At 33.2% G+C, this 13,845-nt stretch carries 8 protein-coding genes; all 8 read left to right on the top strand.

Annotated features, from left to right (window positions below; all coding sequences use genetic code 11):
* The first annotated feature begins 67 nt into the window (after positions 1-67).
* On the top strand, positions 68-1,264 hold the full coding sequence (locus DR871_RS12455; protein WP_165355335.1) for an exo-beta-N-acetylmuramidase NamZ family protein: 1,197 nt from the start codon (positions 68-70) through the stop codon (positions 1,262-1,264).
* 104 nt (positions 1,265-1,368) lie between these two features.
* On the top strand, positions 1,369-2,196 hold the full coding sequence (gene murQ, locus DR871_RS12450) for an N-acetylmuramic acid 6-phosphate etherase (protein WP_113666590.1): 828 nt from the start codon (positions 1,369-1,371) through the stop codon (positions 2,194-2,196).
* A gap of 64 nt (positions 2,197-2,260) precedes the next feature.
* On the top strand, positions 2,261-3,769 hold the full coding sequence (locus DR871_RS12445) for a sodium:solute symporter (protein ID WP_113666591.1): 1,509 nt from the start codon (positions 2,261-2,263) through the stop codon (positions 3,767-3,769).
* A gap of 55 nt (positions 3,770-3,824) precedes the next feature.
* On the top strand, positions 3,825-6,824 hold the full coding sequence (locus DR871_RS12440; protein WP_113666592.1) for a glycoside hydrolase family 3 N-terminal domain-containing protein: 3,000 nt from the start codon (positions 3,825-3,827) through the stop codon (positions 6,822-6,824).
* An 80-nt stretch (positions 6,825-6,904) separates the two neighbouring features.
* On the top strand, positions 6,905-8,176 hold the full coding sequence (locus tag DR871_RS12435) for an acyltransferase family protein (RefSeq protein ID WP_113666593.1): 1,272 nt from the start codon (positions 6,905-6,907) through the stop codon (positions 8,174-8,176).
* A 403-nt stretch (positions 8,177-8,579) separates the two neighbouring features.
* Entirely contained in the window at positions 8,580-9,182 is a 603-nt protein-coding gene (locus DR871_RS12430; RefSeq protein ID WP_113666594.1) for an RNA polymerase sigma-70 factor, read from the top strand.
* A 161-nt stretch (positions 9,183-9,343) separates the two neighbouring features.
* Entirely contained in the window at positions 9,344-10,456 is a 1,113-nt protein-coding gene (locus DR871_RS12425; protein WP_113666595.1) for a FecR family protein, read from the top strand.
* 38 nt (positions 10,457-10,494) lie between these two features.
* Complete coding sequence (locus DR871_RS12420) at positions 10,495-13,845, top strand: SusC/RagA family TonB-linked outer membrane protein (RefSeq protein WP_113666596.1); 3,351 nt, start codon at positions 10,495-10,497, stop codon at positions 13,843-13,845.

Genomic DNA, 13,845 nt, shown 5'->3' with positions numbered 1-13,845 from the left:
GCAGACTTCCTTATGTACTTAAATCAATAGCAATTTTATTAATTCGTCACTTTTAAAAAACACTACAATGTATTTTATTTTAAAAAAAAATATTTATTTTTTTATCCTAATGGTTACTATCAGTTGCTATTCTCATTCAGAAGATAACAGTGTAAAGAATAGAATCTCAATTGATTCTGTAAAAATTAAAACAGGCGCTGATAATTATGAAAAATACCTGCCTTTATTACAAAACAAAAAGGTTGGAATTGTTACCAATCAGACTGGGATTCTGACAAACAAAATACATCTGGTAGATTTTTTATTAGAAAAAAAAATAGCCATCCAAACCATTTTTGCTCCTGAACACGGGTTTAGAGGAACTGCTGATGCCGGTGAACATGTCGTTGATGGAAAAGATGCCAAAACCGGACTCTCAATTATTTCTCTTTATGGTGATAACAAAAAACCAAAAGCAATACAATTAGTTGGAATTGACATTATGTTGTTTGATTTACAAGATGTTGGAGCACGTTTCTACACCTACATTTCATCTTTGCATTATGTCATGGAAGCCTGCGCAGAAAACGGAATTCCTCTTGTAATTCTAGACAGACCAAATCCTAATGGAAGTATCATAGATGGTCCACTTTTAGAAAAAGAATTTACCAGTTTTGTAGGCATGCACCCTATTCCACTCCTTCACGGAATGACAATCGGGGAATATGCGCAAATGATAAATGGAGAAAAATGGCTTAAAAACGGGGCACAATGCAAATTAACCGTTATTCCTTGTCTTGATTATAATCGAACAATGGAATATAGTTTACCCCTAAAACCATCTCCAAATTTACCAAATGACCAATCCATAAATCTGTACGCGAGTTTGTGCTTGTTTGAAGGGACTAATGTGAGTGTGGGCCGCGGAACCGAAAAACAATTTCAAATTTATGGTTCTCCTTTTTTAACGAAAAGCACTTTTAATTTTACTCCAAAACCCAATTTCGGAGCCAAAGACCCACTTTATAATGGAAAAGAGTGTTTTGGTGAAGATTTAACGGCTTACCCTAAACTAACTCGATTAGAACTAAAATGGTTAATTAAAGCCTATCAAAATACCAGTGACAAAACTAAATTCTTCAATCCTTTTTTCACAAAACTTGCTGGGACAAAAAAATTACAGCAGCAAATTGAAAGCGGAATTTCAGAAAATAAAATAAGAAAAAGTTGGAAAAATGGATTAACAGCATTTAAAAAAATGCGCATGAACTATGTAATCTATTAAATAAATCCTTGTTAATTGTCACATAAAACCAGGATACTGTTGTTAATAAAATACAGAAATTGAATTTGGCCTATAAAAAATCCCTAATCAGTAAAAAATAAGAAATGGTAAAAATTAATCCCGATACAGAACAAGAATCGCTCTATTCGAACTTAGATAAAATGAGTACTAATGAACTACTCTCTAACATAAATAATGAAGATAAAAAAGTAGCAGATATAATAGGTAAACAAATTCCAAATATTGAAAAATTGGTTGATATAATTGTATCTAAAATGAAACTTGGTGGAAGGCTTTTTTATATCGGTGCCGGTACATCAGGAAGAATCGGTATTCTTGATGCTTCAGAATGTCCGCCAACTTTTGGAGTTCCGGACAATTGGATTATTGGCATCATTGCAGGTGGCGACTCAGCTATTAGAAAAGCAGTAGAAAATGCCGAGGACGACATTGATCAAGCCTGGAGAGATTTATCAGCCTACGACATTTCGAGTTTAGATGTGGTTGTAGGAATTGCTGCTTCAGGAAATACTCCTTATGTTATTGGCGGATTAAAAAAAGCAAAAGAAAACAATATCGCAACTGGAAGTATTTCCTGTAATAGTGATAGTCTAATTTCGAAACAGGCTGATTATCCTATTGAATTGATAGTAGGTCCAGAATTCCTTACCGGAAGTACCAGGATGAAAGCTGGAACATCTCAAAAATTAGTATTAAACATGATATCAACATCTGTTATGATTAAACTAGGGCGTATTTATGGCAACAAAATGATTGACATGCAATTGTCTAATAAAAAACTAGTACAAAGAGGTGTCGAAATGATTGTAGAAGAACTGCACATTGACGAGAAATTAGCTTCTGAATTACTAAAAAAACACAAAAGTGTCAGAGCTGTTTTACTGGCTGAAAATAAAAATCTAGAAATTTAACAAACAAACTATTTTAAAGTCTGTTACATATTCATAAAGAACAATAAACCTATAAAGATACAAAATGACTCCAAGTGCAATCCTAATCCTTATCATCGTTTATTTCGCTACATTATTCTACATCTCACATAGAGTCAGCAAAAAAGATGATGGGAATGATGCTTTTTTCACTGCCAATAAAAATTCAAAATGGTATTTAGTTGCTTTTGGAATGATAGGAACCGCTCTTTCAGGAGTAACTTTTATATCTGTTCCGGGAGAAGTAGGCGCCGCGAGTGGCGAACAATTCAAATATTTTCAGTTTGTATTGGGTAATGCTATCGGATTTATAATAATCACAAAGTTATTATTACCACTGTATTACAGAATGAATCTAACCTCTATTTATGGCTATATAGAACAGAGAATGGGGCTTTACAGCTACAAAACAGCAGCCACTATTTTCTTGATTAGCAGAACGGTAAGCTCTGCATTCAGACTCTATTTAGTGGTAATAGTATTACAGCGTTTTGTATTTGATTATTATAATATTCCGTTTGCATTAACTGTATTAATCTCCTTGCTGCTTATTTTTTCTTACACCTACAGAGGTGGATTGAAAACAATTATTATTACGGATACCTTACAGACTTTTTTCCTTGTGACATCGGTTTTCCTTACGATCTATTTTATTTGCGACAGTATGAATTTAAGTGCCGTTAGTGCTTTCAATGAAGTTAAAAACAGTAATTATTCACAAATATTTTTCTTTGATGATTTCCTAACAAGTAAATTTCATTTTGTAAAACAAATATTAGGAGGAATGTTTGTAACTATAGCCATGACTGGGCTGGATCAAGATTTAATGCAAAAAAATCTGAGCTGCAAAAATATTGGTGATGCACAAAAAAACATGTTTACCTTTACGGGAATCTTCGTTATTATCAATATTTTCTTTTTAAGTGTTGGTGCCTTACTATATATTTATGCTGATAAAAACGGAATTGCAATCCCTGTTGATTTAATTACAGGCAAACCAAGAACCGATTTGCTTTTTCCTGAAATCGCATTGAATCATTTATCAACAATTCCGGCAATTGTATTTTTATTGGGAATTATTGCTGCCACTTTCGCCACTACCGATTCAGCTCTGACGGCTTTAACTACCTCTTTTTGCGTCGATTTTTTGGGAATGGGTAAAGCTGAAAATAGTCATAAACAAAATACCGTCCGTAAAAGGCATATCGTTCATATCAGTTTTTCAGCATTAATCTTCTTAGTAATACTCATTTTTAATTCAATCAATGATAGTTCTGTTGTTGGGATGATATTCAAGGTTGCTTCTTATACTTATGGCCCATTATTAGGATTATATGCTTTTGGTCTGTTTCAAAAATCAAGAAACGTAAATGATAAATTAGTCCCCTTTATCTGTCTATTAGCTCCTTTCTTCACGTATATAATAAATGAAAACTCTAAAATATTGTTTTCGGGTTATGTATTTGATAATGAATTAATAGTACTAAACGGACTCTTAACTTACATCGGACTATTCGTAACAAGTACCCATAGTATTAAAAAAATTAGTTTTTAAATCACATTAAAAACACAAATAATTGACCAAACAATTGCTCCAAAAAAATAATTAGATGAAAAATTGCTTTATAAAGATTAGCCTCTACGCCGCATTTATATTTTTGATTACCAATTGTGCTGTTTCTAAAAAAACCAATACAATTACTGCTTTAAAAAAAGCTTCCTTTTCAGAAGAAATAGACATTTATGTTCCTAAAATTAAATCAGAAAGAAAGACTTTTTTCAAAAATTCTGATAGAGAAAAGAATTGGGTTGACAGTATTTATAACAAAATGTCGAGTCGAGAAAAAATAGGCCAATTGTATATGATTTCAGCTTATTCTAATAAAGATTCTGTTCACGAAAATGAAGTTAACGCCCTAATCGAAGAATATAAAGTTGGTGGAATCCTTTTTTTTCAAGGTGGACCAATGCGTCAAGCGAAATTAACTAATGTATATCAGTCTAAATCTGATGTCCCATTATTTATTGCAATAGATGCCGAATGGGGATTGAGTATGCGATTAGATTCTACCTATCGGTATCCTTGGAACATGACTTTGGGAGCGATCGAAGATCTAAGTTTAATTGAGAAAGTTGGTAAAAACATGGGGAATGAGAACAAGCGAATGGGAATCCATTTTAATTTTGCTCCAGTTCTTGACATCAACACCAATCCAAAAAACCCAATTATTGGCAACCGTTCTTTTGGTGAAGATAAAACTAATGTTAGTGACAAAGCCATCGCCTACATGAAAGGCGTTCAAGGTCAAGGTGTTTTCAGTACCGGAAAACATTTTCCAGGACACGGAGATACGGCTGCAGATTCGCATCATACATTGCCTTTGGTTGATTTTTCAAAAGAACGAATCGATTTGGTGGAACTGTATCCTTACAAAAGAATATTCGATGAAGGTTTGGTCTCCGTTATGGTTGGACACCTTGAAATTCCTAGCTTAGATCCTAGAAAAAATCTTCCTTCTTCCGCTTCGTATAATGTAGTAACCAACTTGCTTCAAAAGCAACTGGGCTTTGATGGATTGATTTTTACAGATGGTTTAGCCATGAAAGGCGCCACAGATTTCCTAGGTCCTGGTGATCTTGAATTAGCTGTAATTCTTGCTGGAAATGACATTTTACTTGGTCCAGTAGACGTACAGGCAGGTTTCGAAAAACTAGAAACAGCCTACAAAAATGGAATTCTTACCGAAGAACGTTTGGCTTATTCGGTAAAAAAAATATTGCGTTATAAGTACAAAGCGGGATTGAATAAATACAAGCCTATTGCTTTAGAAAACTTAGTTCAAGACATAAATCCTTCAGAAAATGATGCTTTACATTATAAATTGTATGAAAATGCAATCACTGTTTTAAAAAATGAAAAGAAAATACTTCCTATCAAAAATTTAGATCAGAAAATTGCATACGTAAAACTGGGAGATGATGTCAACAGCACTTTTGTCACTACATTAAAAAAATATACCGAAGTGACGGAAATATCTAACACCAATATTGATAGTCTAAACACCGAATTAAAAAAATACAATACTGTTATCATTGGTTTCCATAAATTAAACAAAACTTGGGAAAAACAGAATTTTACGGAAACTGAATTGCTATGGTTACAAAAAATTGCAAAGCACAACAAAGTGATTTTGGATATTTTTACAAAGCCTTATTCCCTATTACCAATCACTAATTTTGATGATATTGAAGGATTAGTAGTTTCCTACCAAAACTCTGATATAAGTCAGGTGGTTTCAGCAGAATTACTATTTGGAGCTATAGAGGCCAAAGGAAAATTACCCGTATCCATTAATTCATCCTTCCTTATAAATGAGGGCTTATCAACCAAAAAATTAAACCGTTTGGGTTTTACAACCCCAGAAAATGAAGGAATGAATCCACTCATTTTATCTAAAATCGATGCTATAGTTCAAAAAGCAATTGAAGGTAAAATGACTCCTGGAATGCAAGTGCTTGTTGCTCGAAAAGGAAATGTAATTTTCCAGAAATCCTATGGTTATCACACTTATGACAATACCACGAAAGTTTCGAATTCAGACTTATACGATATAGCCTCGATTTCAAAAATGATTTCGACTCTGCCTAACGTGATGCAATTATACGATCAAAATAAAGTGAATCTGGATACAAAATTAAAAAAAATGGTTCCCCTTTTTTCTAAAACAAATAAAGAAAACATCAGCTTCAAGGATTTACTGACTCACTATGCTGGGCTGCAGGCTTGGATTCCATTTTACAAAGCAACTTTAGACACTGAAAACAAACCTTTGGAAAAATACTATCATAAAATAGCTGACTCCCAATTTTCCACAAAAGTAGCCGACGGTCTTTTTATTAGAAATGATTATCACGATACCATAATGAAAATCATTGCCAATAGCCCATTGTCAATTAAAAGAGAATACAAATACAGCGATTTCACCTTCATTATCCTGAAAGAATACCTCGAAAGAAAAACTAAAAAGAAATTAGAAGTTTTAAGTCAGAAAAATTTTTATAGTTCACTTGGAATGAATAATACTCTCTACAATCCCTTAGAAAAATTTGATAAAAATGAAATTGCACCGACTGAAGTTGATAATTATTTTAGACACCAAGTTGTTCAGGGATACGTTCATGATATGGCAGCGGCAATGGAAGGTGGAGTAGCCGGTCATGCCGGAATTTTTTCTAACGCTATGGATGTTGCCAAAATGATGCAGCTGTTTTTACAAAAAGGAAATTACGGCAATAAGCAATATTTTTCCGAAAAAACATTCGATGCCTTCAACACTTCCTATTACAGTTCTGAAGGAGTTCATAGAGGTTTAGGTTTTGATAAAAGAATAGGGAAAGACGGATCTACCTGCGCATGCGTTTCTGAATCCAGTTTTGGTCATACCGGCTTCACGGGAAATATAGCTTGGGTTGATCCCGAAACAGAGATTGTCTATGTTTTCCTATCTAATAGAACCTATCCGGAAGTTTCTGGTGAAGGAAATAAATTATCTAAAGAAAAAATTCGGGAAGACATTCAGGAAATAATTCAGGAAGCTATCGTCAAATAAAATTGTTGACACCATTTTAGTAAACCTGAATGAAGTAGGTTTTCAATCATTAAATTAACCAAATAATTTAAATTAAAACAATGACAAAAGAGCGTTTAATTTCACTAGATGTATTCAGAGGATTTACCATTTTATTAATGACTATTGTCAACAACCCGGGAAGTTGGGCGGCTATTTATCCGCCATTAGCACACGCCGAATGGCACGGCTGTACTCCGACCGATTTAGTTTTTCCCTTTTTTATTTTTATAATGGGTAGCGCAATCCCTTTTGCAATGCCTACGAAACAATTTGACTCTGTAGTTTTTAATAAAATTATTGTTCGATCCTTACGAATTTTCTGTTTAGGATTATTTTTAAATTATTTCAGTAGAATAGAATTATTGGGCTTAGAGGGGATTTCCTTATTACTACTCCGGTTGATGATAACTTTTGCAGTCGCTTATGCACTTTTAGGAAACTTTAGTTTAAAAATCAAAACCTATCTCGTTTTTGGAATTTTTGCAATATTAATAATCTTAGCATACAGCCAAATTGAAGCATTTCAGGAGGTACGAATCCCAGGAGTTTTACAGCGAATAGGAATTGTATATTTTTTTGTCTCTCTTTTGTATTTAAAAACAAATCTGAAAACACAACTTTTGGTTGCTGCATCAATTTTACTAGGTTACTGGATTGTAATGGCTTTTGTTCCAGTTCCGGGATTTGGTCCCGCAAATTTTGAAAAAGGGACCAACTTAGCTGCGTGGTTGGATAATTTAGTATTAAAAGGACATCTATGGAGTTATTCCAAAACTTGGGATCCAGAAGGAATTTTGAGCACTCTTCCGGCTGTAGCCACAGGAATTCTTGGAATGTTTATAGGCCAAATATTAAATTTAAAAATCCAACAAACTGAAATTCTAAAAAAAATAGCAGCAGTTGGATTTGCATTGCTAATTGCAGGCTTGCTTTGGAGTCTACTGTTTCCGTTAAACAAATCACTTTGGACAAGTTCCTATGTACTATATACTGCGGGAATTGCCACCTTATGCCTAACAGTATTATACTTCCTGATAGATGTTGCAAACTATAAAAAATGGACAAAATTATTTTTAATTTGGGGTGTAAATCCTATGATTGTGTTTTTCTTTTCGGGAATAATACCAAGAGTTTTGAGCACCATTACAATTCAAAACCCAAAAATAGCTTCGGAACAAATCAATCTTCAAAGTTATTTCTATAAATTTTGTATAGTTCCTATTTTCAGCAATCCTATGAATGCTTCATTAACTTTTGCATTAGTGTATGCTGTTTTTTGGTCTCTAATCTTATGGGTGTTTTATAAAAATAAATTAATTTTTAAAGTATAACCCCTAAAAATTATCGTAATAAGTTTTTTTTCATTTGGTTAGTAAAACTGTAATTTAAAATTTACTTATTTTAAAATCATCATTAAAACTAACAATTTTATATTAATCTGCAAGAAATTCGATAGACTTTTCAAGTTTACTCGCTATTAATAATGCCCCATCAACATTTTGATGGGGCATCCGTTTTTACTAATTCCTAAACCCCTACAAAAACTCAGATAAGCTCAAAAAACCCAATCTCTTTTTTGGTTAATTACTCCCTGTTTTTTGCCCTAATTGACAAACCTTCTGGAAATAATAAATTTTGAATCCTTATTTTGTCTTTTACGTCCCCTATCCCCAACAAACTCCGATTATTTTTTTAATTTAGCTTTTTTACAAAAATCAGCGTGTATTTTATTTAATGAAAGAAATAAAACATAATGAATTAGACCAATTCAAAGCCTTTAAGGAGGGAGACGACTTTGCGTTTAACTTTTTTTTCAATAAATACTATAATCGCGTTTTGGGCTTCAGCATTCAATTTTTATATGATAAAGATGATGCTAAAAATGTTACTCAAGAGGTCTTTTTGAAACTATGGATCAACAAGGAAAAAATTGAAACTGTAAATGGGATTCTTCCCTTTCTCCACACATATGCAAAATCGATATGCTTAAATCTTTTAAGGCATAATAGAGTAAAAGACAAATTTAAAAATGACTTATTAAATCAAAAAGAGAGACAATTAGACACTCAAATTTTGAATTCAATTCATTTTGATTCCTTAGAATTAACCGAATTGGAAGTATTGATTAATAAAATAATCGCTGAACTTCCTGAAAAAACAAAACAAGTATACCTAAAAAAACGTTTTGAGAATAAAAAAAATGAAGAAATTGCCATGGAAATGGGTGTAACGCAAAAAGCAGTTGAAGCCCACATGACAAAGGCTTTGAAGATTCTTAAAGAACAATTATCAGACTATTTACCCTCTCTACTTATTATCACTTTACTAAATAGTTAAAAAATAATTAAATTTTAACATAGGGTATTTCAATTGTTAAGTGTACTTACTTAGACGATTGGAGTATTGCTTGCGAATTTTTTTGATTCTTTTCTCCACAATAATGATTATCGCAGTTTCTAAAAGTTACTTATAGTAGTATTTGATTAAATAAAAAAGATATGATTTCTGAATTAATTTATAAATATTTAGATAATGAAGCTTCTGAAGAAGAAGTTCTTATTGTCTTTAAATGGATTGAAAGTTCTGAAGAGAATAAAAAACAATTTATAGCTTTAAAAAAAGCGTGGGCTTTCACTGAAAATTCAAGCGACTCGCCAGCAATGGCGCTTCAGGAATTTTACAGGAAAAAACAAAAGAAAGGCAGCAGTAAATGGTATAGGTTTTTACGTTATGCAGCTATCGTTCTTGTATTTATTGGTTTGGGAAAGACAGCTACACAGTTGTTTGTACCAAATTCAAATCCTTCCAAAGAAATTATTCTGGAGTTAAGCAATGGCACCATAGAATATATTTCGAAGGATAAAACGAAAAACGTTATCAATGAGAAAGGCAATGTAATAGCGAAACAAAGTCAAGATTCCATTGTTTATTACGGTCATGCAACCAATAATGACTTGGTTTTCAATACACTTAGGATTCCTTATGGTAAAACGTTCAAAGTAACTCTTTCAGATGGGACTATGATTCATTTGAATGCGGGAAGTACACTTAAATATCCGCAACAATTTGGATTAAATACCTCTAGAAGAGTGTATTTGACAGGAGAAGCTTTTTTTGATGTTACCACAGATAAATTGCATCCCTTCATAGTGGATGCTAATCAGGTAAGTATAGAAGTTCTAGGCACAAAGTTTAACCTTTCGGCATATCCGGATGAAAAACAAATTCAAACTGTTTTAGTGGAAGGCAGCGTGAGATTTTCAGAAAACGCAAATCAAAAAAATAGTATCGTCTTATTACCTAACCAGCTAGCAACGTGGAATGATTCTTCTAATAAGTTTATAACTGAAACAGTAGATGTCGATTTATTTACAGCCTGGGTTCAAGGCGAACTTATTTTCAAGGATGCTTCTTTTGGTTCAATTTGCAAAAGAATGGAACGCGCCTTCGATGTCACGATTGTAAACTCAAATAGCAATTTAGTCGCACAGAAATTTACAGGAACAATTAAAATTAAAGAGTCTAAGGTGGAAGATATTCTGGACTTACTAAAACTGGATACTCCTTTTAAATATTCCAAAAAAGATGGCATTATAAAAATTACAAATTAATAAACAACTAACACTAACCAACCAAAAACCAAAATTAAATGACGTTTACAGAACTCCCCTATTGGCAAAAACTCTTACTGACTTTTGCGATATTCTTATTGAGTATCAATACTTTTTCCCAGTCAAAAGATAAGACGATTACTTTAAGTTTTAGAGAACAACCACTAAGTCAAGTATTAAAATCTATAGAACAACAAACCAATTTCCGAATTATTTACAATGCTAATAAAATTGATGTAAATCAAAAAGTTACTGTATCTGTTAAAAACAGTACACTGGAAAATGCGTTGACCAAACTCTTAAAAGACAGGGAAATATCATTTTTTATACAAAAAGAACAAATATTATTATTGGAGATTTCAGACAAAACGGTTTCACAGGAAAAAGAACGATTCATAAAAGGCGTAGTCTTAGACAGCAAAGACAAACTTCCTATTCCTGGTGCCACTATTTTGATTAAAGGAACTTCAACTGGAGCTATTAGTGACAGCAACGGTAAATTTGTTTATTTATTGAAAGGAAATGACATTCAAAATACGGTTTTAGAAGTATCATTTTTAGGGATGAAAGCGCAGTCCGTTCGTGCAGGAAACTCATTTGATTTTGTTTTTAATATGGAGCAAGTCACAGATGAGTTAGAGCAAGTTGTGATTACTTCCTCTTACGGAACTAAAAAATTAAAAGAGGAAATCGTAGGGAGTATCGCTACTTTGAACGCTAAAGATATTGCCGTGGAGCAAGCCTCTGAAAGTATTGATAAAATAGTGGGCGGTCAAATTGCAGGAGTATTGATTGAAAATACTTCCGGGATTGGAGGTCCTGTTAAAATTAATATACGAGGTCAAGGAAGCTTAAGTTCGCTGACCAATTCTAATTTAGGAACTTCTACACAACCTTTAATCATTGTTGATGGAGTAATAATGAGTGAAGAAGTGGGGATTGATAGTCAGTTTTTTGATGCTAACGGTACTTTTTCTGAAAACTTATCGAATCCTCTTGCCCAAATTTCACCAGAGAATATTGAAAGTTTTACGGTACTGAAAGATGCTGCTGCAGTAAGTATTTATGGTGCTGACGGTGCAAATGGTGTCATTCTTATCACAACCAAAAAAGGAAAAAAAGGAAAAACAAAATTCGGATTTTCTAATCAAATGGGAATTTCCTCAGCTATTAATCCTATTAAATATTTAAGTGGTTCCCAATACAATGATTTGAGGAATGAATACTTAAAAAACAGTCAAACAAATTATACACCGGTTCCTTATAATGGTATTAATACGGATTGGTTTGATTTGTTGAACGTTGCAGGAATTTATAACAAATATAATTTTAATGTTTCAGGAGCTAACTCTAAGTTTTCATATCGCAGCAGTTTGAGTTATCTTGTAATAGACGAGCCTCAAAAAGGCAATAAAACAAAACAACTTAACGCTGGAATAAATCTTGGTTACCGCTTGGATAAATTTGATTTTGGTCTGTCATTGAACCCTAGCTACATTCAGAAGGATGCACCAAATATTTATTACAGTTATGCTTTTGTTCCTACTATCTCGCCCTATAATGCGGATGGAACGTTTGCAACTGTGGGGGTTTTAGGTTTAGGAAATCCATTGGCAGCCATCGAACAAAATAAAAATATTACCGATAGTTACGGTCTTTTAGGAAGTTTGAATGCCTCTTATGAATTCAGCGATTTTTTAAGTTTTTCAACGCTTTTCGGAATAGATTACAAAGACAAAACGCAGGACAGGTACTTTTCCGGTGCCAATGAAAGCGGACAATACAACGGTTCATTTACCTTAGGAGGAATGCAATACCCTAACTGGGGAAGACGTCTTTTGAACGAAAGAAACTCAACTAAATGGAACTGGCAAGGACAAGCTTTATTCAATAAAATATTGAATTTAAACCATAACATTGATGGGATTTTGGGTTTCGAATTGTCCAATGACAAAGCTAATTTCAGTTATTCCTCCGGTAGAGGTTTTGTCAATCCAAATGGGATAAATAATGTTCAAGATGCAATTCGAGATGATGATCCTTTGACAACCGTTGATGAAACATTAGCTAATCAGACGTTTGGCGATGATATCAGTTATAGTTCAAGAGTCTCTTTCTTTTCACAGTTTAACTACAATTATAAAAAGAGATATTACTTTTTAGGGAATTTCAGGAGAGATGAAAGTTCCGTTTTTGGTGATGATACCAATGTTGCTTTAAATGGTGGAGCGGGATTGAGCTGGATTGTCAGTAATGAAGATTTTATGAAATCGAGCAAAGGTATTGATTTATTAAAATTTAAAATCAGTTATGGAACAACCGGGAATTCAAGAATAGGATCGTATCGTTCAAAAGGGCTTTACATTTTGAGCCAAAATGGGTATAATGGTGTAGAAGGTTCCTTTCCAAGTGAAGCGCCAAACGGGCAACTGAGTTGGGAGAAAAATACAAAGTTTAACGCGGGTGTCGATTTTAATTTCTTAGGAAGAGTAGAATTGTCCCTGGAATATTTTTATGACGATTTAAAAGATTTGATAACCAGTAGAGACGTCCCAACCGAAACCGGTTATAGTTCCATTCAATTAAATGCAGCTAGTATGTACAATAAAGGAGTGGAATTTTCAACTCGTATTAAATGGTTACAGAGCGATAGTTTTAAATGGACAACATCCTTTAATATTTCTACGGTTGAAAATAAAGTAACGCAACTTATAGGTTTAGGCAGTGAATTTTCTACTTCAGAAGTTGCTCTTGCTCAAAAAGTAGGATACAGCACCTCAACAATTTGGGGAATAAAATGGGCAGGTGTTGATCCTGCAACCGGTAGAGATTTGGTAGAGAAAGACGGGCAAATATACGATGCGGCTACTTATACAAGCTTATTTACTGCGGCTGATTGGGTGCCTATTGGAAATAACCAACCTAAAGCTTACGGTGGTTTTAATAATAATTTCACCATCAATAATGCGATTGTTTTATCCATAAGAGGAGCTTTTCAATTGGGTGGAGATTATTTAGTGGATAACAGTCTGATCTCAAAATATAACATTACCTCTAATAGAAACCTTTCGGTAAATGCGTATGATTATTGGAGAAATCAAGGAGATGTAGTTTCACAGCCTTTGGTAATCAGCAATACAACGCTGATTCCAAATTTGAGCAAATTTTTATATGACGCTACTTATTTAAAAATCAGCAATATTAATTTAAGCTATAATGTTCCTATCAAAAAGACTTTTTTAGACGCATTATCTGTTTTTGTCGATGTTTCGAATGTGGTATATTGGTACAAAGACAAAAGTCCGGAAGGAAGGAACGGTATACGTGAATTTAACTTTACCTATCCACAAGCACGAACAATTTCTTTAGGGTTTAACACTAAATTTTAA

The organism is Flavobacterium petrolei (assembly GCF_003314435.2).
Classification (GTDB): Bacteria; Bacteroidota; Bacteroidia; order Flavobacteriales; family Flavobacteriaceae; genus Flavobacterium; species Flavobacterium petrolei.
This window is presented reverse-complemented; position numbering and strand designations above follow the sequence as displayed.